The 23,242-nt window shown below is 64.4% G+C and carries 22 protein-coding genes; 13 read left to right on the top strand and 9 right to left on the bottom strand.

What is annotated here, in order from left to right; translation table 11 throughout:
- Nucleotides 1–34: 34 nt before the first annotated feature.
- From nosR to LLJ08_RS03555, 4 genes are all read right to left on the bottom strand, one after another.
- Nucleotides 35–2,212 carry a transcriptional regulator NosR gene (gene nosR / locus LLJ08_RS03570; RefSeq protein WP_228208230.1) on the bottom strand — a complete coding sequence of 726 codons (2,178 nt, stop codon included), beginning with the start codon at nt 2,210–2,212 and terminating at the stop codon, nt 35–37.
- 260 nt (nt 2,213–2,472) lie between these two features.
- Nucleotides 2,473–3,723, bottom strand: a complete 1,251-nt coding sequence (locus tag LLJ08_RS03565; RefSeq protein ID WP_014819152.1) for an acyl-CoA dehydrogenase family protein — start codon at nt 3,721–3,723, stop codon at nt 2,473–2,475.
- 167 nt (nt 3,724–3,890) lie between these two features.
- Complete coding sequence (locus LLJ08_RS03560; protein WP_090522363.1) at nt 3,891–4,331, bottom strand: CopD family copper resistance protein; 441 nt, start codon at nt 4,329–4,331, stop codon at nt 3,891–3,893.
- 69 nt (nt 4,332–4,400) lie between these two features.
- Nucleotides 4,401–4,754 (bottom strand): hypothetical protein, encoded by a 354-nt coding sequence (locus LLJ08_RS03555; protein ID WP_042927114.1) that lies wholly within the window; start codon nt 4,752–4,754, stop codon nt 4,401–4,403.
- A 208-nt stretch (nt 4,755–4,962) separates the two neighbouring features.
- Between LLJ08_RS03555 and LLJ08_RS03550 the strand changes: the two genes are divergently transcribed.
- Nucleotides 4,963–5,382 (top strand): DUF488 domain-containing protein, encoded by a 420-nt coding sequence (locus tag LLJ08_RS03550; protein ID WP_228208229.1) that lies wholly within the window; start codon nt 4,963–4,965, stop codon nt 5,380–5,382.
- On the opposite strand, the gene LLJ08_RS03545 is transcribed toward LLJ08_RS03550, so the two are convergent.
- Complete coding sequence (locus LLJ08_RS03545) at nt 5,366–6,361, bottom strand: TRAP transporter substrate-binding protein (RefSeq protein ID WP_272877193.1); 996 nt, start codon at nt 6,359–6,361, stop codon at nt 5,366–5,368. The two genes, LLJ08_RS03550 and LLJ08_RS03545, sit on opposite strands and share 17 nt — an antisense overlap.
- A gap of 346 nt (nt 6,362–6,707) precedes the next feature.
- Nucleotides 6,708–7,703 carry a TRAP transporter substrate-binding protein gene (locus tag LLJ08_RS03540; protein WP_090522369.1) on the bottom strand — a complete coding sequence of 332 codons (996 nt, stop codon included), beginning with the start codon at nt 7,701–7,703 and terminating at the stop codon, nt 6,708–6,710.
- A gap of 357 nt (nt 7,704–8,060) precedes the next feature.
- Between LLJ08_RS03540 and LLJ08_RS03535 the strand changes: the two genes are divergently transcribed.
- Entirely contained in the window at nt 8,061–9,008 is a 948-nt protein-coding gene (locus LLJ08_RS03535) for an NAD(P)/FAD-dependent oxidoreductase (RefSeq protein ID WP_228208228.1), read from the top strand.
- Between the two features lie 272 nt (nt 9,009–9,280).
- A complete protein-coding gene (locus tag LLJ08_RS03530; protein ID WP_228208227.1) occupies nt 9,281–10,657 on the top strand; it encodes an L-serine ammonia-lyase in 1,377 nt (458 codons plus the stop codon).
- 124 nt (nt 10,658–10,781) lie between these two features.
- Here the strand turns inward: LLJ08_RS03530 and LLJ08_RS03525 are convergent, their stop codons facing one another.
- A complete protein-coding gene (locus tag LLJ08_RS03525; RefSeq protein ID WP_044314357.1) occupies nt 10,782–12,341 on the bottom strand; it encodes a sigma-54-dependent phenylalanine hydroxylase transcriptional regulator PhhR in 1,560 nt (519 codons plus the stop codon).
- Between the two features lie 250 nt (nt 12,342–12,591).
- On the opposite strand from LLJ08_RS03525, the gene phhA reads away from it, so the two are divergent.
- The 7 genes from phhA (at nt 12,592) to codA (ending at nt 19,523) form a co-directional block, all read left to right on the top strand.
- Entirely contained in the window at nt 12,592–13,377 is a 786-nt protein-coding gene (phhA, locus tag LLJ08_RS03520; protein WP_104099076.1) for a phenylalanine 4-monooxygenase, read from the top strand.
- A gap of 225 nt (nt 13,378–13,602) precedes the next feature.
- Nucleotides 13,603–13,959: a 4a-hydroxytetrahydrobiopterin dehydratase gene (locus tag LLJ08_RS03515; RefSeq protein ID WP_011914586.1), complete on the top strand. Its 357-nt coding sequence runs from the start codon at nt 13,603–13,605 to the stop codon at nt 13,957–13,959.
- Nucleotides 13,959–15,155 carry an amino acid aminotransferase gene (locus LLJ08_RS03510; RefSeq protein ID WP_228208226.1) on the top strand — a complete coding sequence of 399 codons (1,197 nt, stop codon included), beginning with the start codon at nt 13,959–13,961 and terminating at the stop codon, nt 15,153–15,155. Before LLJ08_RS03515 ends, LLJ08_RS03510 begins: the two co-directional genes overlap by 1 nt.
- 195 nt (nt 15,156–15,350) lie before the next feature.
- Nucleotides 15,351–16,112, top strand: a complete 762-nt coding sequence (locus LLJ08_RS03505; protein WP_228208225.1) for a phytanoyl-CoA dioxygenase family protein — start codon at nt 15,351–15,353, stop codon at nt 16,110–16,112.
- An 84-nt stretch (nt 16,113–16,196) separates the two neighbouring features.
- Nucleotides 16,197–16,646 (top strand): cyanase, encoded by a 450-nt coding sequence (gene cynS / locus LLJ08_RS03500; RefSeq protein WP_013984013.1) that lies wholly within the window; start codon nt 16,197–16,199, stop codon nt 16,644–16,646.
- Between the two features lie 350 nt (nt 16,647–16,996).
- The gene (gene codB / locus LLJ08_RS03495; RefSeq protein WP_228208224.1) at nt 16,997–18,274 is read left to right on the top strand and encodes a cytosine permease; all 1,278 of its coding nucleotides are present in this window, start codon (nt 16,997–16,999) and stop codon (nt 18,272–18,274) included.
- A gap of 13 nt (nt 18,275–18,287) precedes the next feature.
- Nucleotides 18,288–19,523 (top strand): cytosine deaminase, encoded by a 1,236-nt coding sequence (gene codA, locus LLJ08_RS03490; RefSeq protein ID WP_228208223.1) that lies wholly within the window; start codon nt 18,288–18,290, stop codon nt 19,521–19,523.
- On the opposite strand, the gene LLJ08_RS03485 is transcribed toward codA, so the two are convergent.
- On the bottom strand, nt 19,517–20,203 hold the full coding sequence (locus LLJ08_RS03485; protein ID WP_023445041.1) for a c-type cytochrome: 687 nt from the start codon (nt 20,201–20,203) through the stop codon (nt 19,517–19,519). The two genes, codA and LLJ08_RS03485, sit on opposite strands and share 7 nt — an antisense overlap.
- Before the next feature lie 335 nt (nt 20,204–20,538).
- Here LLJ08_RS03485 and LLJ08_RS03480 point away from each other — a divergent pair, with 335 nt between their 5' ends.
- On the top strand, nt 20,539–21,042 hold the full coding sequence (locus tag LLJ08_RS03480) for an acyl-CoA thioesterase (RefSeq protein ID WP_042927133.1): 504 nt from the start codon (nt 20,539–20,541) through the stop codon (nt 21,040–21,042).
- A gap of 119 nt (nt 21,043–21,161) precedes the next feature.
- Nucleotides 21,162–21,506, top strand: coding sequence for a zinc ribbon domain-containing protein YjdM (locus LLJ08_RS03475; RefSeq protein ID WP_023445042.1), 345 nt, complete (start codon nt 21,162–21,164; stop codon nt 21,504–21,506).
- Nucleotides 21,507–21,553: 47 nt separating this feature from the next.
- On the opposite strand, the gene LLJ08_RS03470 is transcribed toward LLJ08_RS03475, so the two are convergent.
- On the bottom strand, nt 21,554–22,282 hold the full coding sequence (locus LLJ08_RS03470) for a DUF1294 domain-containing protein (RefSeq protein ID WP_023445043.1): 729 nt from the start codon (nt 22,280–22,282) through the stop codon (nt 21,554–21,556).
- 128 nt (nt 22,283–22,410) lie between these two features.
- Here LLJ08_RS03470 and LLJ08_RS03465 point away from each other — a divergent pair, with 128 nt between their 5' ends.
- Nucleotides 22,411–23,241: an NYN domain-containing protein gene (locus LLJ08_RS03465; RefSeq protein ID WP_023445044.1), complete on the top strand. Its 831-nt coding sequence runs from the start codon at nt 22,411–22,413 to the stop codon at nt 23,239–23,241.
- Nucleotide 23,242: the final 1 nt, after the last annotated feature.

Here is a 23,242-nt window from a genome sequence, read left to right as displayed (position 1 = left end):
CACATCGATCGAGCACTTCGCCTACGGCGATGACTCAGGGTTCCACTACTTGCACTACGGGAATCAGCGACGGGTCGGCCGGTGCCTTCTTGCCGCGCTTGGCGCGCTTGTTCTTCAGGATCAGCGGCGGGCACTTGTTTTCGTTGTGATAAGTCATCTGGCAGTCCAGGCAGTAATGGCACTCGTTGTGGTTGATGTGCCCATCCGGATGGATGGCCTGGATCTCGCACTCCTTGGCGCATAGCTGGCAGGGGCTGCCGCATTCCGGACGGCGCTTGAGCCAGTCGAACAGGCGGACCTTGCTGCTGATCGACAGCGCCGCACCCAGCGGGCAGACGTAGCGGCAGTACACCTTGCGGGTGAAGATGTTGATCACCAGCAGGAACACCGCGTAGGCGACGAACCACCACTGGCGGTCGAACTTGAGGGTGATGGCGGTCTTGAACGGCTCAACCTCGGCGGCCTTCTCGGCCATCATCATCGACTCGAGCGAGAGCCCGAACAGCACCAGCAGGACGATGTACTTGATCGCCCAGAGCCGCTCGTGCACCGCGAAGGGCAGCTCGTACTGCGGAACCTTCAGCTTGCGTGCCGCCTCGTTGATCAGCTCCTGCAGCGCACCGAACGGGCACAGCCAGCCGCAGAACACGCCACGGCCCCAGAGCAGAATGCTGGCGGCGGTGAAGGTCCAGATGATGAAGATCACCGGATCGGAGAGGAACAGCTCCCAGCGGAAGTCCTGGAACAGCGCATGGGTGAAGGTCAGCACGTTGACCACCGACAGCTGACCGAGGGCGTACCAGCCGATGAACACCACGGTGAACACCAGGTAGCCACGGCGCAGCCAGTGCAGGAACTCCGGCCGCTGGGTGAACTTGTCCTGCAGGAACAGGATGACGGTCAGCAGGCCCAGCGCCGCGAGGATCACGCCGATCTGGAACGACTTCTGGTACCAGATGTTGACCCACACCGGGCGGTTGGCTTCCTCGATAGCGGCCAGTTCCTCGGCGGTCGGCAGTGGCCGCTCGATGTACTGCTCGGGCATCTGATACAGCAGCTCGAAGCTGGTGAACATGCCGCTGATCGGGCCGATCTGGCGGCGCACCAGCAGCTCCAGCGTCCAGGGCGAACCTGGATCGAACGCGGCGTGCTCACGGACGATGAACACCGCCATCTCGCTGAAATCCGGAATGCCGTCGGCATACACGTCGTCCAGGCGCTGGAAGTCCATGTCGCGGAAGCTGATGACGTTGCCGAACTGGCGCAGCTGCACCCGATCGAAGATGCCGCCGCGCACATAGCCCGAGCCTTTGAACGAGTATTCACCGCTGCCCATCACCGCGACGGCGTGCTCGCCTGGCTTGAGCTCGTCCATCAGGGTGCGGTAGTGCGCGTCGCCGAGCAGCGCGCGGCCGATGGTCGGCGGATTCAGATGGGTGGCGTAGAGGTCGATGAAGGTGTCCTGCACTTCATCCGCCGCAGCCTCGTCGATGCCTTCGCCCTCGGTGCCCTTGAACGCCTCGTCGATGTCGCCCTTGGTCAGGTGCAGACGGCGGATCGCGCCGTTGCCGGTCAGCTCGCTCCAGGTGGCCTCTTCGTAGTAATCCTGGCGGACGGTTGCCGGCTTCTGCGCGATGCCGGCGTTGTCTTCCACCAGCCCCAGCGACACCGCGACGTCGTGGGCGGCGCGCATGACGATCTCATTGACCACCATCACCGTGACGGTGGCACCGGTGACGGCATCGATGGTGACCGCATTCTCGTCCCGGGAGCGACCGACCACGACGCGCTGATCGACTCGGATGCCCTGGTACTTGGCGTTGAAGGCGTGGAGCTCTTCTTCGGGAATGCCGATCAGCAGGATCGGTTCATGGTGCTCAAGCACATAGGCATCGACGATCACACCCTGCGGATCGAGCAGCACCTGCATGTTGATGGGTTTGCCGGAATAGGCGGGAATGTCCACCACATTGATGGACTGAAAGGCGTAGCCGAGTACCTCGTCACCCTTGGTGATCGTGCGGACCTGATAGTCGCCCTCGGCTGCCGAGAGACTGGCACCGGGGAAGAACTTGTCGAGGCGCTGCTGCTCGGCTTCATATTCCCTGGCCTGCAGCGACGATGCGCAGACGCTCAGGATCAGCAGAATGACAAAGCCCTTGACCCAGGTACTGAATGTACCGGCCAGCGACCAGATTTCACGGGAAGCCATCGAGTTACCTGCTTGTACGGTTGGCGTAAGCGGATGGTAGGTGAGCGCCTACATGCCTCCCCTTGATTGCAATCAAGGACTCCCCCGGCGGCTGGTTTCGTTGTCCCATGTCAAAGAACACCATGACCGTGAACAAAGACGTTGTTATGACCAGCCTAGGTCAGTGCACCAAAATAGCGAGCGAGGCGGCACGGATAGCGCCAAGGAGACAGCGGGGAGGACTGCGCCCACGCAGGCGCAGCCGGAGGGAGGTGACGCGTTCAGTGGCGACCCGGCGGGGTGAGATAGGCCGCCGTCGCACCGCGGCTGGCTTCGCTGGCCTTGATTTCCATCTTCGCAATGCTGCGCAGATGTACCTGATCCGGGCCGTCGGCAAAGCGCAGCGCGCGGCCGCCGGTCCACATGTCGGCCAGCGGCGTGTCCGGCGTCAGGCCCATCGCGCCGTAGACCTGGATCGCGCGGTCGACCACGCTGGTGTGCATGCGCGGCACCAGCGCCTTGATCATCGAGATTTCCTTGCGCGCCGCCTTGGCACCGACCTCGTCGATCATCCAGGCGGTCTTGAGCACCAGCAGTCGCGCCTGCTCGATCTCGATGCGCGATTCGGCGATCCAGTCGGCGACATTGGAGTACTGCTGCAGGTACTTGCCGAACGCCTTGCGCTCCTGGCAGCGCTCGACCATCAGTTCCAGCGCCAGCTCGGCCATGCCGATCGAGCGCATGCAGTGGTGAATGCGCCCTGGCCCCAGGCGCGCCTGCGCCATCATGAAGCCGTCGCCCTCCCTGCCCAACAGGTTGCTCGCCGGCACCCGCACATTGCGCAGCAGGAGTTCGCTGTGACCTTCCGGGGCGATGTGGTTCATCACCGGGATGTTACGCACCAGCTCGACACCGGGCGTGTCGAACGGCACCAGGATCATGCTCTGCTGTTGATGGGTCTCGGCGTTCGGGTCGGTCTTGCCCATGACGATCAAGAGCTTGCAGTTCGGATGCGAGGCGTTGGTGATGAACCACTTGCGACCGTTGATCACGTAGTCGTCGCCGTCGCGACGGATCAGCGTCTGGATGTTTGTAGCGTCGGAAGACGGCACGTCCGGTTCGGTCATGGCGAAGGCCGAGCGGATCTCGCCTTCGAGCAACGGCGTGAGCCAGCGCTGACGCTGTTCGGGGGTGGCGAACATGTGCAGCAGCTCCATGTTGCCGGTGTCCGGTGCGTTGCAGTTGAACACTTCCGAAGCCCAGTGCACGCGCCCCATGATTTCCGCCAGCGGCGCGTACTCGAGATTGCTCAGGCCCATGCCCGGCTCGTCTTCGCCGAGCGACGGCAGGAACAGGTTCCACAGCCCTTCCGAACGGGCCAGCGCCTTGAGGTCGTCCATGAACGACACCGGGTACTGCCCCGCCGCCACCTCCGCGTGCCAGGCACCGATGCGCGGCACGATGTGCTGGTCCATGAAGGCGCGCAGCTGCTGGCGCAGCGCCTCGACGCGTGGGCTGTAGGCGAAATCCATGGCTAACCTCTGCTTATCGGGAAACGATGCAGCCACCTTAGCCCCCGCTGCCGCTAAAGCAACGAGGCTACGGCGACTGAATCAGGCCCGATAAGCACGGAGCGAAGCGCCAGCCGAATTGACCCTGATCATGACTGCGACTGGCAAAACTGGTATGCAGCACAGCCTCACCAATGCAGGTAGAACATGCCCTTGGCGAGCAGCACGATACCGATCATCTGCAGCAGGATCGCCCAGTGGATGGCACGGTAGCGGGTGGGCGTCATGCGTCCCTTGCGCAGCAGGACGGCGACCAGGCCGAAGGTGATGAACACGCCGATCGCCAGCAGAATCTTCAGCGCCAGCAAGGTGGCGAAGCTGCTGGCAAACGGATCGGCCAGCGCCTCGCGGTGATACCAGCCCAGGCCGATGCCGGCACCGTAGACGAACAGCACCACCCAGTGCAGTACCACCCGCGAACGCGCCCCGACCGCACGCTCCACCAGCGGCATGACTTGCTCGCCGACCTGCTGGCGGATGCGGCCGAGGATCATCACCTCGAAGAACAGCGTGCCGATGAAGAAGATCGCGGCCAGCAGATGCACCACGTGCAGAACGGAATAACTCATCAGCGCCTCCTCGGTGTCAGTCAGCCGCGATCATCCCCCAACACCCGCCGCGGGACTACCTGCCCGCCGTCATTTCGCCGCCGCGGTGATCCGAGCGCCGTCACGTTCTATGTGCTGCCCCTGCAGGAAGCGGTCATCAGATGTACGAATGCGAGCAACGCTGCCATCTTCGCGCTTGACCACATACAGCGTCTGTTCGAGCCCGGCAGCATGCTGCGCGCCCTGCCCCATCAGGTAGCCGATGCCGCCACCGACCAGCGCCCCGACCGGGCCACCCGCCGCAGCTCCGAGCATGAAGCCACTGAGCCCACCGAAACCGCCGCCGACCGCCCGGTCTTCGTGGACTTCCAGAACCTCGTCTGCGCTGGCCAGACCGCTTGCCAGAATCGCTGCTGCTGCCATCAGAACCATTGCCTTTTTCATGTCACGCTCCTATCGAGTAATGAGTTGCACCCACTCTCTTCTTCACGAAGCGTGCCCAATATTTAACCCAATAAAATCAGATAGATAATAAATTAAGGGTAGATATGACCAGCCAGCTATAAGTCATAAAAACCATTCATAGAGTATTTTTTACCCTGGCGCTTCAGTATCTTTTACCTAGACTCAGAGGCAGGCTCCGGAGGTACTGATGATCCAGTGCAAACGCGCATACGAACCGCCGTCGCTGGAAGACGGCCAGCGCATACTGGTCGACCGGTTGTGGCCAAGAGGTTGCCGCAAGGACACCCTGGCGCTGCACGCATGGCTGCCGGACCTGGCGCCTTCCACGGCACTGCGCAAGGCGTTCAAGGGCGGGGAGATCGGGTTTGCGACGTTTCGCCAGCGCTATCGGGACGAACTGGCCGGCCACCCCGAACACTGGTGGGCGCTACTGGAGATGGCCGGGCGCGACACGCTGACTTTGATCTACGCCGCCCAGGACGAGCAGCAGAACAATGCCCAGGTGCTGGCCGAATGGCTGGAGGAACAAACGGAGCGACTGGAGAGCCCCAGCTCGCCGGCCTGCCTGGCCGGCGAGCTGAGCAGAAGGATCAACGGCGACGGTTGACCGTCATGGCCGCGCGAATCAGGTCGGCGCCGATTTCCGCCTCGTAGGTTTTCCAGACAGGCAGCATCTGCTCGCGCCAGGCCTGGCGCTCTTCCGGCGTCAGGGTGATCAGCTGGCTGCTGCCGCTGGCGAGGATGCGTTCACGATCGCGGCGATTGACCGCCGCCGCCTCGCGATTCACCGCCTGGGTGACTTCGAGGATGATGCCTTCCAGTTCGGAACGCACGGCAAAAGGCATGCTTAGCCAGAACTCGTTGTTGGTGATCAGCATGTAGTCGAGCACACCGTGATTGGTTTCGGTGATGTACGGCTGAACGCTGTGCATATTCTGGCTGAGGATGTTCGACCAGGGGTTCTCTGCGCCCTGGACCACGCCGCCCTTGAGCGATTCATAGACCTTGGCGAATGGCAGTACGATGGATTTGGCACCGACTGCAGCGAACTGCGCTTCGAGTACAGGCGACGGCTGGATGCGGAACGCCAGCCCGCTGGCATCGCTCGGCTTGCGCAGCGGAGCGGTCGCGGAAAGCTGCTTCAGCCCGTTGTTCCAGTAAGCAAGACCGTAAACGCCATGAGTCGCCATCGAGCGCAGCAACTCACGCGCCGCCTCGCGCTTCTGGAAGCGCTGCAGCGCCTCGGCGTCATCGAACAGGAAGGGCAGGTCGAACAGCTGCAGTTTCTTGGTATAAGGCGCGAACTTCGACATCGACGGCGCCAGCAGCTGCACCTTATTGTCGAACAGCGCCTGCATCTCCTCGGCATCGCCGACCAGGGTCGAGTTCGGATAGACCTCGACCTTGATCTTGCCCGCCATGCGCTCCTCGACCAGCTTCTTGAGCAGCAGCGCGCCCTTGCCCTTGGGCGTGTCGTCCGCCACCACGTGGCCGAACTTGATGACGATCGGCGCATCGGCGGCCATCGCCGGAGCACTCAACCAATACAGGGCTGCGATCAGCGCAGCGACACAAGACTTGTACATCTGACCCCCAACGGGAAAAGCCCGAAGGCGCCTCGTGAGCACCGTTCGAGTAGTTGATCGATTTTGATAAGGCCTGGGCTGGCGCAGGCGCGCAGCCGGTCTTTTATCTGAGGCGGCCAGATCAGCGCGTGTGGCAGTCGCCGGCTGGCCTTTATTGGAATGTGGCTGGCGAGGAAATCGGCGCGAGAGCCGTCGCCAGCCAGACGAAAGTCTTAGTGATCAACGCGTGCGGCACAAGGCCGAAAAAGCCCGACCAGCTCTCAAAACGAGACTTTGGTCGTAATTCGGCAGGCTTTGCCACAGGGCCTGCGGGAACGCTCCGGCAGCAGAGGCCGGAGCTGTCGGGTCAGCGACGATTGACGGTCAGCGCCGCGCGCAGGATGTCACTGCCGATCTGCGCCTCGAACGACTTCCACACCGGCTGCATCTTCGCCCGCCAGGCCTGGCGCTGCTCCGGCGTCAGGGTGACCAGCGTGGCGCCGCCACTGGCGAGCAGCTGTTCGCGTTCACGCGCGTTGATCGAGGCGGCCTCGGCGTTCACCGTCTGGGTGACCTCGAGCAGGATGCCGTCCAGCTCCGAGCGCACCGCAAAGGGAATGCTGGTCCAGAACCTGGAGTTGGTCACCAGCATGTAGTTGAGCACGCCATGGTTGGTTTCGGTGACATAGCTCTGCTGGCTGCTGCCGCTCTGTCCGCGGATGTTCGACCAGGGCCCCTCGGTGCCCTGCACGGTGCCACTCTGCATCGCCTTGGACACCTCGGAGAACGGCAGGCGCACGGCTTTGGCATCCACCGCGGCGAACTGCGCCTCGAGCACCGGCGACGGCTGGATACGGAACGCCAGACCCGCCGCATCGGCCGGATTGCGCAGCGGCTGATTGGCCGACAGCTGCTTGAGGCCGTTATTCCAGTAGGCCAGCCCGTAGATGCCCCGATCGGCCATCGAGCGCAGCAGCTCGCGGCTGGTTTCGCGCTTCTGGAAACGCGCGACGGCCGCCTCGTCGTCGAACAGGAACGGCAGGTCGAACACTTCCAGCTTCGGCGAATACTCGATGAACTTGGACAGCGAGGGCGCCAGCATCTGCACCTTGTTGTCCAGCAGTGCCTGCATCTCGTCGGCGTCGCCGACCAGCGTCGAATTCGGGTACACCTCGACCTCGACCTGGCCGGCCAGGCGCTCGCGCACCAGCTTCTGGAACAGCAGCGCGCCCTTGCCCTTCGGCGTGTCGTCGCCGACCACGTGGGCGAACTTGATGACGATGGGTTCCGCGGCTTGCGTGATGACTGGCGACAACAGCAGGAACAGCGCCGCACAGGGCGCAACAACCAGAGACTTGAACAACTTTTTACCCCCACGGGAAATAAGCTCGGCACGGCGCCTCGTGAGCTCCGTTCGAGTGGTTTTGCGATTGGATGTGGTTCAGCCCACGCCTGGTAGGGCGCTGCCGAGATGTGTAGCGCGGGATCAGCGCACGGCGAACGAATTCGCAGGCTGATCTTTATTGGAATGGCGGTGACTGTTCAGTATCGGTTGGATATGCCCGGTCATCGAGTCGCGAAGTGTTGGCCATCAGCGGCTCTGGCACAAGGCTCGAAGCTCCGACCAGCTCTCAAAACCGAACATTGCATCGTTCAACCTCGGCGAACTTTATCGCCGCCGCCGGCTTCTACTGGCAACGCCCCGCCACCGGCCAATGCAATGACGCCCGCACAAACCGACCCGCAACCCATCGTGATCGACTGCCTGATCGTCGGCGGCGGCCCCGCGGGCCTCACCGCGGCACTGTACCTGGCGCGCTTCCGACGCAGCTGCATGGTGGTGGACGCCGGCTCGAGCCGGGCTTCGTGGATTCCGCGCTCGCGCAACTACCCGGGCTTTCCTCCGGGCATCAACGGCAACGACCTGCTGGCAAGGCTGCGCGAACAGGCCAGCGGCTATGGCGCCCGCCTCGAACAGGGCCACGTCGAGCACATCGAGCCCCACGCCGAAGGCTTCAGCGTGCGCTACGGCGATCGCCTGTGCATAACGCGGCGGATCATTCTCGCCACCGGAATCGAGGACACGCTGCCGGACATGCCTGGAGTCGAAAAGGCCATCGACGAAGGCAAGGTGCGGCTGTGCGCGATCTGCGATGGCTACGAGGTCGATGGCGACAACGTCGCGGTCTACGGCGAGGCGGAAAGCGCCATCACCCACGCGGTGTTCCTGCGCACCTTCACCGACCGGGTCACCGTGATCGTGCATGGCGAGCAGGATGCCTGCGATCAGGCCATCGCCCTGGCCGAGCACTACGCCATTCGCCTGATCGGCGACCGCGTCGAGTCCCTGCACCCCTGCGAGACCGGCATCGAACTGCTGACCTGTCGCGGCGAGCAGCACCACTTCGACATCATCTACCCCAGTCTCGGCGCGCGCTTTCGCTCCGAACTCGCCGTGCAGCTCGGCCTCGACTGCGACGAGTGCGGCGGCGTCAATGTGGACGAACATCGGCAGACTTCGCTACGTGGCCTCTATGCGATCGGTGACGTGACCATGGGCCTGAAGCAGATCAGCGTCGCCATCGGCCAGGCCGCGCAGGCCGCGACCGCCGTGCACAACAGCCTGGAAGCCAACCCCTGGGGTGGCTCGGCGGCTACCCGCGCCTAGAGCAGTTCGCGCAGAAGCCTCCTCCCGGCGAATCGCGCCGCGGCCGAAACCCGGCAACATCCATGCGCCACCGAAGGTCCAGTGGCCTGCGCGGTGAGTTGGTTGAGGCAAGTTCGGATGAACATGGCTCCAAGACAAGGCGCTGCGACTAGTCATAGCGGGCTATGGTAAGGAGCAGCAACGCAGTATCGGGGCCATGGGCGCCGAAATTGACCAACTGAACTTACCAAACAGGCCACTAGACTTAGACAAGCCTCGCAGCGGAGCCCCTCATGTCACTCAGCGTCTTCGACCTTTTCAAGATCGGCATCGGCCCGTCCAGCTCGCACACCGTCGGACCGATGCGCGCGGCGCTGCGCTTTGCCGAGGGTCTGCGCAACGAGGAACTACTCGCCGCCACCCACCACCTCAGGGTCGAGCTGTACGGCTCGCTCGGTGCCACCGGCAAGGGCCACGGCAGCGACAAGGCTGTGCTACTGGGGCTCGAGGGCGAGCTACCGGAGCGCGTGGACACCGCAAGCATTCCCCAGCGCATGGCAGCGATGCGTGAATCCCGCGAACTGCGCCTGCTCGGCGAGAAGGTCATCCACTTCGATATCAGCAACGACCTGCAATTCATCCGCAAGCCGCTGGCCTTCCACCCCAACGGCATGATCTTCCGCGCCTTCGACAGCGCCGGCCTGCAGGTGCGCAGCCGCGAATACTATTCGGTGGGCGGTGGTTTCGTGATCGACGAGCAGGCCGCCGGCGACGACCGCATCGTCGAGGACGCCACCACGCTGCCCTACCCCTTCCACAGTGCCGCCGAGCTGCTGCAGCACTGCACCATGCACGGGCTGTCCATCAGTCAGCTGATGCTGGCCAACGAGGCGGCCTGGCGCCCGGAGGCGGAAACCCGCGCCGGTCTGCTGCGCATCTGGCAGGTGATGCAGGACTGTGTCAAAGCGGGTTGCCGCACCGAAGGCGTCATGCCCGGCGGCCTCAAGGTCCAGCGCCGTGCCGCCGGGCTGTACCGTCAGCTCAGCGAACACCCGGAAGCCAATCTGCGCGATGCGCTGAGCGTACTCGACTGGGTCGACCTCTACGCCCTCGCGGTCAACGAGGAGAACGCCAGCGGCGGCCGCGTAGTCACCGCGCCGACCAATGGCGCCGCCGGGATCGTACCGGCGCTGCTGCACTACTACATGCGCTTCATTCGTGGTGCCAATGAGGATGGGGTAGTGCGGTTTCTGCTGACGGCTGCGGCCATCGGCATCCTCTACAAGGAAAATGCGTCGATCTCAGGGGCCGAGGTCGGTTGCCAGGGCGAGGTCGGCGTGGCCTGCTCCATGGCTGCCGGAGCGCTGTGCGAAGTGCTCGGCGGCACGCCGCAACAGGTCGAAAACGCCGCCGAGATCGGCATGGAGCACAACCTGGGACTGACCTGCGACCCGGTCGGCGGGCTGGTTCAGGTGCCCTGCATCGAGCGCAACGCCATGGGCGCGGTGAAGGCGATCAACGCCGCGCGCATGGCCCTGCGTGGCGACGGCAGCCACTTCATCTCGCTGGACAAGGTGATCCGCACCATGCGCCAGACGGGCGCCGACATGAAGAGCAAGTACAAGGAAACCGCCCGTGGCGGGCTAGCGGTGAACATCATCGAGTGCTGAGCTTGATGCTGGGCATGTGCAAGTGCGCCCCCAAGACCTGATGCCCCCCCGGCATAGCGCGCGGGCTGCCCACGAATCAACTCGGCGCGGCCAAACGGGCCCAGCCGAGACGGCGCGGCGTACCTCACCCCTCCGCCTTGCCCACCCCATGCTCGCGCAGTTTGTTGGCGATGGTGGTGTGCGACACGCCGAGTCGCTTGCCCAGCTGGCGGCTGCTCGGGAACTGCTTGTACAGCCCTTCCAGCACGGCCTTCTCGAAGCGCCCGACGATGCTCGCCAGATCGCCCTCCAAGGAGAAATCGCCCAGCGGCTGCGCCGCGCCGTAGCCCGGCAGGCGGATGTGCTCGGGCTTGATGGTGCCGCCCTCACACAGCGAAACCGCCTGGAACAGGGTGTTCTCCAGCTGCCGCACGTTGCCCGGCCAGTGGTAGCCGGCCAGCCGCTCCAGCGCCTGCGGCGAGAGCGTCGGCAGCGGACAGCCGATCTGCCGGCTGGCCTGGTCGATGAAGTGCAGCGCCAGCGGCTGCAGGCCGTCGAGGCAATCGCGCAGCGGCGGGATATGCAGCGACAGCACGTTGAGCCGGTGATACAGATCCTGCCGAAACTGACCGTTGGCGCAGAGTTCGGACAGGTCGAGCTGGGTCGCGCAGATCACCCGCACATCCAGATAGACCTCCTCGTCGCTGCCGACCCGACGAAAGCCGCCGTCCTGCAGAAAGCGCAGCAGCTTGGCCTGCAGCCGCGGGCTCATCTCGCCGACGCCATCGAGAAACAGCGTGCCGCCAGCCGTGAGTTCCAGCAGACCGAGCTTACCTTCCGGGCGCGCGCCTTCGAAGGCGCCGGGGCCGTAGCCGAACAGCTCGGTCTCGGCCATCGACTCCGGCAGGCCTGCGCAGTTGAGCGCCATGAACGGTGATTGCCCACGCGGACTCGACAGGTGACAGGCGCGCGCCAGCAGCTCCTTGCCGGTGCCGGTCTCGCCTTCGATCAGCAGCGGCGCATCCAGCGGTGCCATGCGCCGCGCTTCACGTACCACCGCGGCCATCACTTTCGAGCTCTGGAAGATGCTGTCGAAGCCGCGCAGCTCCTGTTTGCGCACCTGGTAGATCCGCTCGCCGACCCGGTCGGCGCGATGCAGGGTCAGTACCGCGCCGGCCAATGCCTCGCTGTCGTCGTGTTCGGATTGCAGCGGCGCGATGTCGGCGAGGAAGACATCGCCCTTGATCTTCACCCGCAGGCCGTTGATCCGCGCCTTGTTGGCGCGCACCAGCTCGGGCAGGTCAAAGTCCTCGGCGTAGCGCGACAGGCTCATGCCCGGCACTTCGTCGACGCGCACGCCGAGCAGCTGCGCGGCGGCGCGGTTGGCGGCAACGATGGCGCCGCTCATGTCGATGGAGAGGACGGGAAACTCCAGCGCGCCGAGCAGCGCGTTGAGTTCCAGGGAATGCCGCTCGCTGGGCATCAGGCTGACCTTGCGTAGCTCGAAAACGCCGGGCAGCGCCTCGATCTTCGGCCGCAGGGCCTGCAGCTGCAGGTTCATCAGGTTGGGACAGTGCAGGTAGATGGCGTTGCCCTGCTCGCCGCCGACCTCGCCGCGGGCGACGTTGATGCCGTAGTCGACCAGCAGGTTGAGCATGTCGCGCAGGATGCCGACGCGGTTCTGGCAGAGAATCTTGATACGCATGGCGGAGCCCTGTTGTTTTGTTGTGGGGCTGGCGACGCTTCACTGGAACGCCGCAAATTTCCGTCAAGATTATTTGCCAGATAAGCCGCTTGGCAATGCCGCCGATCCGGCCACTGACGAAAACGTCAGACTTTCCTTACAGACAACACTAAGCAAGGTGCGACATCGCGCCACAGCGGGACTCGCCGAGGGTACGTCTTCGCGTTCGAATGAGGGCAACAACAAAATGCCCAAGCGGCCAGGAGTAACAATGAAGACCACCCACTACGTAGCCCGCGAACCGGACGCGCAGGGGCACATTCATTACCCCGACGCCGAACACGCGGTGTGGCAGACGCTGGTCGAGCGGCAGCTGAAGTTGCTCGAAGGACGCGCCTGCCAGGAATACCTCGACGGCCTCGACCAGCTCGCCCTGCCCCGCGAGCGCATCCCGCAGCTCGGCGAGATCAACCGCGTGCTGGCCGCCACCACCGGATGGCAGGTGGAGCGCGTACCGGCACTGATCCCCTTCCAGCGCTTTTTCGAACTGCTGGCGAGCAAGCGCTTCCCGGTCGCCACTTTTATTCGCACCCCGGAAGAGCTGGACTATCTGCAGGAGCCGGACATCTTTCACGAGATTTTCGGCCACTGCCCGCTGCTGACCAACCCCTGGTTCGCCGAATTCACCCACACTTATGGCCAACTCGGCTTGAAGGCCAGCAAGGAAGAACGGGTGTTTCTCGCACGGCTGTACTGGATGACCGTCGAGTTCGGTCTGGTGGAAACCCCGGCCGGGCTGCGCATCTATGGCGGCGGCATCCTCTCATCGCCGAAGGAGACGCTCTACAGCCTGTCCGCCGAGCCGGAGCGGCAGCCGTTCGATGCCAGGGAAGCCATGCGCACGCCCTATCGCATCGATATTCTGCAGCCGCTGTACTTTGTCCTGCCGGACCTCAAGCAGCTGTTCGATCTGGCCCAGCAGGACATCATGGCGATGGTGCGTGAGGCCATGCGCCTGGGGCTGCACCAGCCGAAGTTTCCGCCAAAGGCGGCGTAGGGTGGATAACGCCGCAGGCTTGGCCATGCGTTGTGCGGCACCAACGTTCGGCCGACAGGCCAGGGCGTGCGGATCGAAGCCGACGCTGACCACGGTCCTGTGGAGCAGCCTGGCCCGCGAGTCTCGTAGGGTGGATAACGCCGAAGGCTTATCCACGCGGCCACCGTCACGCCTAGCATCGATTTCACCTACCCTTTTCCATCATCAAACAAAAGGACCACCACCATGACCGCCCTCGCCCAAGCCCAGTGCGAAGCCTGCCGCGCCGATGCACCCAAGGTATCCGATGAAGAACTGGCCGAGCTGATCCGCGAAATCCCCGACTGGAACATCGAAGTGCGCGGCGACCACATGGAGCTGGAGCGTGTCTTCCTCTTCCGCAACTTCCGCCACGCCCTGGCCTTTACCAATGCCGTCGGCGCCATCGCCGAGGAGGTCGGCCACCATCCCGCCCTGCTCACCGAATGGGGCAAGGTCACCGTTACCTGGTGGAGCCACGAGATGCGCGGCCTGCACCGCAACGACTTCATCATGGCCGCGCGTACTGACCAGCTCGCCGCCAGCGCGGAGGGCCGCAAGTAATGCACTTCGGCCAGATTCCCCGCGTGCCCGGCGATCCGATCCTCGGCCTGATGGACCTCTATCGCGCCGATACCAACCCGGCCAAGCTCGACCTGGGTGTCGGCGTCTACAAGGACGCCCAGGGCCTGACGCCGATCCCGCGCGCGGTGAAGCTGGCCGAGCAGCGCCTGGTGGATAGCGAGCAGACCAAGAGCTACATCGGCGGCCACGGCGACGCCCAGTTCGGCGCCCTGCTGCTGCGTCAGGTGCTCGGCAGCCGCGCCATTGCCCTTGGCGAGCAGCGCGCCGGCTGCACCCAGGCGCCGGGCGGCACCGGTGCACTGCGTCTGGCCGGCGAGTTCATCGCCAAGTGCCTGCCTGGGCGCAGCATCTGGCTGAGCGATCCGACCTGGCCGATTCACGAAACCCTGTTCGCCGCCGCTGGCCTGCGCGTGCAGCACTACCCCTACGTCGGTGCCGACAACCGGCTCGATGCCGACGGTATGCTCGCCGCACTGCAGCAGGTGCCGGCCGGCGACGTGGTTCTGCTGCACGCCTGCTGCCACAACCCCACCGGCTTCGATCTGGATCACGACGACTGGCTGCGGGTGCTGGAGGTGGTGCGTGCGCGCGAGCTGCTGCCACTGTTCGACTTCGCCTACCAGGGCTTCGGCGACGGACTGGAAGAGGACGCCTGGGCAGTTCGACTGTTCGCCGAAACGCTGCCGGAAATGCTCATCACCAGCTCCTGCTCGAAGAACTTCGGCCTCTACCGTGAACGCACCGGTGCGCTGATCGCGGTCACCAGCGATGCCGAGCGCCTGCTCGACGTACGCAGCCAGCTCGCTTCACTGGCACGCAACCTCTGGTCGACACCACCCTCTCACGGTGCCGCGGTGGTGGCGACGATCCTCGCCGACGAGCCGCTGCGGCAGATCTGGCAGGACGAGGTCGAGCGCATGCGCCGGCGCATCGCCAGCCTGCGCGGCGGTCTGGTCGAGGCGCTGATGCCCTACGGCTTGGCCGAGCGCTTTGCGCATATCGCCCAGCAGCGCGGGATGTTCTCCTACACCGGCCTGACCGCCGAGCAGGTACGCCGGCTGCGTGCCGAGGATTCGGTGTATCTGGTGGAAAGCGGTCGGGCCAACGTCGCCGGACTGGATGCCGAGCGCCTGGATGCGCTGGCCAAGGCCATCGCACGGGTGGTTTCGAACTAGGTAAGGTGCGCGCCGGTGACGCCGCTTCTGGCGACGCCGCCGGGTACGCCGGAGCGAGGAGACAGTCGCGCGGCTCGTGACCACGCAGCTGGCTGCCGAAGCAGCGCCGGCACAGTAGCGCGGCAAGCTTTCAGCCGGCTTTCAACGCGCGCTCACGCTGCCTATGCTGAGCGAAAGTCATCCGCCAGCGCCGCCATGCCTGAATCCAGCGACCTCCAGCAACAGCTCGCCGCCCTGCATCAACAGGGCTTCGTCCTGCTGCCCGCCGTGATCGATCCGCCAACGATCACGGAGCTGCGCGAAGCCATCGATGGCCTCGAACCCATCCACTGGGATTACCAGGGCCTGGTCGACGATCACTTCAAGTGCGTCTTCAATCGCTCGCCGTTCTGGCTGCGCTTTCTCGATCTGCCCGGCGTGATCGAACTGGCCGAGGCGGCGCTCGGCACGGACTGCCACATCATCGGCCAGACCGCCTGGCGCAGCCGCCCGGGCTTTATCGGCGGCGAGCTGCACGCGGACTACCTGGCCATGGAGCTGCCGGAAAGCCTGCTCGCCGACCCCACCTTCGAGCTGCCGATGCAGGTCTGCACCGCGCACCTGTACCTGGACGACATCGACGCCGACCTCTGCCCGACCCTGGTGATCCCCGGCAGCCACCGCGCCGGACGCAAGCCGCGCCCGGGCGAAACGCAGTGGCACGGCCGCGCGGCCGAGCCGGTGCTGTGCAAGGCCGGCGACGTGCTGCTGTTTCGCAGCGACCTCTGGCACGCCGGCAGCCGCAACCGCAGCGCCGAGCGCAACCGCTACCTGCTGCAGATCCACTACGGCCGGCGCATGGTGGCGCAGAAGTTCTCGCCCTACCTGCACTTCAGCTTCAATCCCGAAGTGCTGGCCCCCGCCACGCCGCGCCAGCGTCGTCTGCTCGGCGAGCACGAGGCGGCCGAATACGACTGAAACCCCTGGCACCGAACCTGCATCGACCGAGGCCCGCCGCGCCCGCGCGGCCATTGACTCGCATTCGCCAGATGAGGATTCGCCATGATCAGCAGTCGTGAACAGGTCACCCAGATGATCGTCTCCGCCAAGGTGCGCAAGGGCCTGAAGTGGGCGCATGTCGCCGAAAGCATCGGCATGTCCAAGGAGTGGACCACCGCCGGCTGCCTCGGTCAGATGGCCTTCGACAAGGCCCAGGCGGAAACCCTGGGGCAGCTCTTCGAACTCTCCGACGAGGCCGTCGCCTGGCTGCAGATCGCCCCCTACAAGGGCTCGCTGCCCACCGCGGTGCCGACCGACCCGCTGATCTACCGCTGGTACGAACTGGTCAACGTCTACGGCACCACCATCAAGGAGCTGATCCACGAGGAATTCGGTGACGGCATCATGAGCGCCATCGACTTCTCCATGGATATCCAGCGCCAGAGCGACCCCAAGGGCGATCGCGTCAACGTCGTGCTGTCCGGCAAGTTCCTGCCCTACAAGAGTTACTAAGGGGCCGGGACAAGCCAGTCAGCGGGTGCGGATCTCCCCGCGGGCCAGGCTTTCCACGCTGTTGCCCAGCGGGTCGGTGGCACTCAGGTCCGCATCACGTCCGCGCAGCGCCTGGAGCAATGCCTTGCGCTGGTCGGGATCGCACTCGCTGGCCAGCAGGGGAGAGAATGTCGCTCCGCTTGCGGTAGCTTCGCGCTAGGGCGCCATTCCGGTGCGCGCAGCCAGCTCGTTGCACCAGCGACGGCCAGCCTTGATGACAGCGTCATCGCGCCGCGCGCCGAGCTGGCCGATCGGTCAGCAATGGCATGGCATCTGCAATCTGGCTGCATCCACCTTGCGGAGCATCCACGATGAAACAGCCCGTCGATACCGACTACCCCCTGAGCGAAGTGCCAGCCGGCGCGCGCAAGGGGCTGTGGTCCACCTCCATCCTGCTGTTCGGCTTCACCTTCTTCACCGCCACCATGTTCGCCGGCGGCAAGATCGGCCTGGCCTTCGACTTCAAGACCATGCTCTGGGCAGCGGTGATCGGCAATCTGCTGCTCGGCGCCTATGCCGCGGTGCTCGGGCTGATCGCCTGCCGCAGCGGGCTGAACTCGGTCCTGATGGGGCGCTTCTGCTTCGGCGAAGTCGGCAGCCGGCTGTCCGACTTCCTGCTCGGCTTCACCCAGATCGGCTGGTACGCCTGGGGAACGGCGACCATCGCCATCGTCCTGGTGCGGCTGTTGGAGTTGCCGGAAAGCTGGACGCTGCCGTTGATGGTGCTGTTCGGTTTCGGTTTCTGCCTGACCGCCTTCGTCGGCTACAAGGGCCTCGACCTGCTCTCGCGCATCGCGGTGCCAGCGATGCTGATCCTGCTGATTGCCTCGCTGTGGACTGCCACCCGTGATGTCGGCGGGCTGGACGGGCTGCTCGCCGTGCAACCGGGCGACAGCCTGACCCTCGGCATGGCCATCACCATGATCTTCGGCACCTTCGTCAGCGGCGCGACCCAGGCCACCAACTGGACGCGCTTCGCCCGCAGCAGCAAGGTCGCGATATGGGCCAGTTTGATCGGCTTCTTCATCGGCAACGGTCTGATGATCGTCGCCGGCGCCTACGGAGCAATCGTCTACCAGCAGCCGGACATCGTCGAAGTGCTGGTGCTGCAGGGGTTGTCGATGGCCGCGGTGGTCATGCTCTTTCTCAACCTCTGGACCACGCAGGACAACACCATCTACAACTTCGCCGCTGCCGGCTGCAACCTGCTGCGCACCGAGCGCCGCCGCCTGGTGACCCTTGGCGGCGCCTTCGTCGGCACGCTGCTGGCGCTGGGCGGCATGTACGAACTGCTGATCCCCTTCCTGATCCTGCTCGGCTCGATCATCCCGCCCATCGGCGGCGTGATCATGGCGGACTACTTCTACCGTCATCGCGGGCAATACCCGAAACTGGCCGAGGCGCGCCTGCCGAAATACAACAGCCTGGGCCTGGCGGCCTATGTGCTGGGCGCCGCCTGCGCCTATTTCTCGCCCTGGGTGGCGCCCATCGTCGGCATACTGGTGGCCGCCGCAGCCTATATTGTGCTGTACGAGGGTCAGCGCCTGGCCCTGTCGCGCACGGTGCTGACGCAAACCGACGCACGCTGATCAAGGAGTCACCATGAACATCCTCAACGCCCGCCTGCGCGGCCGCAGCGGCCTGTACCGCATCGAACTAAACGGCGCACGCATCGCTTCCATCAGCGCGCAGCAGGCACCAGCCGAAGCCAACGAGGGCGATATCGACGCCGCCAGCAATCTGGTGGTACCGCCCTTCATCGAGCCGCACATTCACCTCGACGCCACCCTCACCGCCGGCCAGCCGGCCTGGAACATGAGCGGCACGCTGTTCGAAGGCATCGAGCGCTGGGGCGAGCGAAAGGCGCTGGTCACCCACGAGGACACCAAGGCGCGGGCGAAGAAGACCATCGACATGCTGGTCGACCACGGCATCCAGCATGTGCGAACCCACGTCGACGTCACCGACCCGACGCTGTCGGCGCTGAAATCGATGCTCGAGGTGCGCGAGGAAACCCGCCACCTGATCGACCTGCAGATCGTCGCCTTCCCACAGGAGGGCATCGAGTCATTCAAGGGCGGTCGCGAGCTGATGACCGAGGCGATCGCCATGGGCGCCGATGTGGTCGGCGGCATTCCGCACTTCGAGAACACCCGCGACCAGGGCGTCAGCTCGATCAAGTTCCTCATGGACCTGGCCGAGCGCAGCGGCTGTTTGGTGGACGTGCACTGCGACGAAACCGACGACCCACAGTCACGCTTTCTCGAAGTGCTCGCCGAGGAAGCGCGGGTGCGCGAGATGGGCGATCGCGTCACCGCCAGCCACACCACGGCGATGGGCTCTTACGACAACGCCTACTGCTCCAAGCTGTTCCGCCTGCTCAAGCTATCGAAGATCAACTTCGTCTCCTGCCCGACCGAGAGCATCCACCTGCAGGGCCGCTTCGATACCTATCCCAAGCGCCGCGGGCTGACCCGTGTGGCCGAGATCGACCGCGCCGGAATGAACGTCTGCTTCGGCCAGGATTCCATCGTCGACCCTTGGTATCCGCTGGGCAACGGCAACATCCTGCGCATCCTCGAAGCCGGGCTGCACATCTGTCACATGCTCGGCTACGAGGACCTGCAGCGCGGCCTGGACCTGATCACCGACAACAGCGCACGGACGCTGAACCTGGGCGAGCGCTACGGACTGGAAGTGGGGCGCCCGGCCAACCTGCTGGTGCTGTCGGCGCCGGACGACTACGAGATGCTGCGCACCCAGGGCCATGCCCTGCTTTCGGTGCGCAATGGCGAAGTACTGATGCGCCGCACGCCGGCGCAGATCCAGCGTTACTGAGCGGCGGCTGTAACGTTGCGCAAACGGTTGATGTTGGCCATCTCCTCGGCCGGCGTCAGCTTCAGCTGCGAGAGATAGGCCGCCAGCGCCTCCACGTCTGTCGCGGAAAGCTGCGCGGCGACGCCAATCATCACCGAACCTGCGCGGCTGGGATCGTTCTCGCGGAAACGCGTCAATGCCTTGCGGATGTACTCGTCGGGCTGGCCAGCCAGCCGCGGCATGGTCTCCATGCCCTCCGCATGCGCGCCATGGCAGCCAGTGCAGGTGGTCTGGAAGATCTTCTCGCCGGTATTGCGCAAGGCTGCATCCGTCGCACCTTCCGGCGGATTGACCTTCTGCTGGCTGAAGAACACTGCGATGTTCACCCGCTCCTCCATGCTGAGATTCTGCGCCAGCTTGGACATGACAAAGTCGGTGCGCTCGCCGCTGGCGAACTTCTCGAAGGCGTGGAACAGGTATCGCGGATTCTGCCCGGCAAGATTGGGAATGTGCTTGCGCTTGCTGTTGCCGGTTTCGCCGTGGCAATAGGAACAGAACACGGCGCGTTCCTGACCGGCCAGGCTGGCCTGCTCGCGCCGTTGCTCATCGGCCATGACGTAGTTGAAGCGCTCGACGACCGCCTCGCTGGCATGAGTCAGCGGAACGAAGCAGGCGAGCAGGGCAAGAGCGAGCGTACGCATGAGGAGGCATCCGTTACTGAAATAGTCAGGGATTTTGTGGGCATCCGACTATAAGAAGCGCCAGGCCAGCGGACCCCGGCACAGGTCAACAAAAGTGCTGTTGTGCGAGGCGCCGGCGCCATCCGTGCGCCACGTCACAGACCGCTGCCGGCCCTGCCCAGGGAGCAGGACACTCATGCCGTAGCTGGCGCTTTTTCCGCCAAATGACAGAAGTGCGCGCCTTTGCCGCATTGACGATAGAAAAAATCGATGAAGCGTTTTGATGGAAACACCAGACAGGAAGGAGGCATTCGACTAAAGTAGCAACCCTTCACCACCGAGGAGCCGTAACCCCCATGCTAGATGGACATGCAGAGCTGACCATGACCGTGCTGATGACGCCGGACAAAGCCAATTTTTCCGGCAACGTACATGGCGGCACGCTGCTCAAGTATCTCGACGAGGTCGCCTACGCCTGCGCCAGCCGCTACGCCGGGCAGTACGTCGTCACCCTCTCGGTGGATCAGGTGGTATTCCGCCAGCCCGTGCATGTTGGCGAACTGGTCACCTTCCTCGCCTCGGTCAACTACACCGGTACCACTTCGATGGAGATCGGCATCAAGGTCGTCACCGAAGACATTCGCGAGAAGACCGTGCGCCATACCAACAGCTGCTTCTTCACCATGGTCGCCCTCGGCGAAGACGGCAAACCGGTAGCGGTACCGCCGCTCAACCCGAAGACGCCTGAACAGCAGCGTCGTTTCGCCCAGGCCTACCAGCGCCGCGAAATCCGCCGCGAACTGGAACATCGCTACAGCGAGCTACGCGCTGGCAACGAGCGCCTCACCGCCGTGAAGTAAGCGCTACCCCGTGAAACCACGTGGAGTCCGGTCAGCCTGGATTCCACGGCGGCCCCAAATTTGTAACAAAACCTTATACAATGCACGGCTTTCCGCATCCCGCCCCCTGAGGATCTGCCGTGAGCTCGCTGCCACCCTGCCCCAAATGCAACTCCGAATACACCTACGAAGACGGCCAGATGCTGGTCTGCCCCGAGTGCGCCCATGAGTGGTCCGCCACCGACGGCGCGGCTGCCGCGAGCGAAAGCGACAAGGTGATCAAGGACTCGGTAGGCAACACGCTGCAGGATGGCGACACCATCACGGTAATCAAGGACCTCAAGGTCAAGGGCTCGTCGCTGGTGGTCAAGGTCGGCACCAAGGTGAAGAACATCCGCCTGGTCGACGGCGACCACGATATCGACTGCAAGATCGACGGCATCGGCGCGATGAAACTGAAGTCCGAGTTCGTCAGAAAAGTCTGAGCCGCGATGCTCGTCCGAAAGCCCGGCATTCGCCGGGCTTTCGCGTTTCACAGCAGCCGCAACAGCCAGTCCAGCCGCTCGCGGGTAAAGCCGCTACCAACGAACAGCAGATCGATCCAGAACGCCTGGTGCAGCACCACGATCAGCCAGAACGCCAGCTGATAGCTCAGCTTGCGGGTCTTGTGGCGAAAGACCTGCTGCGCCACGAGCGCACCCGGCCAGCCGCCGGCCAGCTCGAAGAAATGCAGTGTGGTTTCCGGTGTGCGCCAGCGATCCTTCAGCGCGCTGTGCTTGTCGCGCCAGTAGAGGACGAAGGTCAGCAGGCTGGCGACGGCATAGATCGCCAACGGCAACACCGCACCGAGGCGCAGGAGGCTGCCCGCCAACGGCAGCAGACAGAGCAGCCCGAACAGCACCAGTTTGAGGGGAAGCTGCTGGATGTTGCCGGCGACCAACTGGCGAGCAGGCTTGCCAGCGGCCCGCGCCGTCGCGCGCGGACGGGCCTGTTGCTCGTCCGGCTTGCGCTGACTGCCCGGGCGCTGGCGAATCGCTGGCTGGTCCAGCGTCAGCGGCGCATCCAGCCGCAGATGCTCGGCACGTAGCCGGCCTTGGGGATCGCGCCCCGATACGTAGAGCACACGATCACCAACCAGCGGCCGACGCTCGCCATGCACGGCCGAGATGTGCGCGAAGACATCCTCGCCGCCCTGCTCCGGGCGAATGAAGCCGAAGCCCTTCTGGTCGTTCCAGCTTTTCAGCGTGCCTCGCTGTTCCATGCACCGCAATCCATGTGATCAAAGCCGCGCATGCTAACCGAGCTCGGCATGCGTTGGCAGCACGCCGCTATGGCCATGGCACGGTGGTCGGCGTTATGGTCGGGCGATCTCCAGTCCAGGGAAGAAGCATGGCCAGCAAGCCCAACAGTTCGAACAAGCAGAAGCACCTCGCCGTGCTGATCGACGCCGACAACGCGCCCGCCGCCATCGTCGAAGGGCTGTTCGAGGAAATCGCCAAATACGGGGTCGCCAGCGTCAAGCGCATCTACGGCGACTGGACCAAACCCAACCTCGGCAGCTGGAAGAAGGTGCTGCTCGACTACTCGATCCAGCCGATCCAGCAGTTCGCCTACACCTCGGGCAAGAACGCCACCGACAGCTCGCTGATCATCGACGCCATGGACCTGCTCTACACGCGGCGTTTCGACGGCTTCTGCCTGGTTTCCAGCGACAGCGACTTCACGCGTCTGGCCGCGCGCATCCGCGAAGAGGGCCTGACGGTGTACGGCTTTGGTGAGCAGAAGACGCCCTCGCCCTTCGTCTCTGCCTGCGACAAGTTCATCTACACCGAAATCCTGCGCGCCGATGCCGCCAAAACGACATCCGAGCCACCGTCATCGGAAAAGCTCGCCGCGGCCGCGGCGCAGGTGGAAGAAAGCAGCAAACCGCCGAAGGCCGGCGACAAGGGCGACACCATCAAATGTCAGCAGGTGCCGGTGGACTTCATCGCCAAGGTGCTCGACGACCTTTCGGAGGAAGACGACTGGATTCAGCTGGGCACTCTCGGACAGAACATCAGCAAGCTGCGTCCGGCCTTCGATCCGCGGCTGTATGGCTGCAAGAAGCTCAGCGACCTGATCGCCAACCAGCCCAAGCGCTTCGACCTGGAATCACGGGGCAGCAGCGCCACCGGCGGCAAGGACCTCTACGTGCGCCTACGCAAACCCGGCAAGCACTGAG

The sequence above is a fragment of the Stutzerimonas chloritidismutans genome (genome assembly GCF_020783375.1).
GTDB classification, from domain to species: Bacteria; Pseudomonadota; Gammaproteobacteria; order Pseudomonadales; family Pseudomonadaceae; genus Stutzerimonas; species Stutzerimonas kunmingensis.
Note: the sequence above shows the minus strand (reverse complement) of the source record. Positions and strands in the feature narration are given on the sequence as shown.